1 pseudogene is annotated in these 301 nt (G+C 65.1%); it reads right to left on the bottom strand.

Annotated features, from left to right (window positions below):
- A pseudogene (locus AC1DLB_RS32515) lies at window positions 1–301 on the bottom strand (M10 family metallopeptidase); the annotation flags it as partial.

Raw genomic sequence — 301 nt, 5'->3', positions numbered from 1 at the left:
GGCCTTCGTCGGCGAGCTCAGTGACCGTGTCGGTGGCGTTGTCGATGACGTAGGTGTCGTCGCCGCTGCCGCCGCTGAGGGTGTCGGCGCCGGCGCCGCCATCCAGCCAGTCATTGCCGGCCCCGCCTTGCAGGGTGTTGTTGTAGGCGTTGCCGAGCAGGGTGTTGTTCAGGTCGTTGCCGATCACGGTGAAGGCACCGAGGCCGGTGACGGTGACATCTTCGACGTTCTGCAGGTTGCTTTGGCTGAGGTCGACGGTGCTGCTGGCCAGGGTCGAGGTGTAGCTGATGTTCAGCAGGTC

Source organism: Pseudomonas sp. 05N434, assembly GCF_056396965.1.
This window is presented reverse-complemented; position numbering and strand designations above follow the sequence as displayed.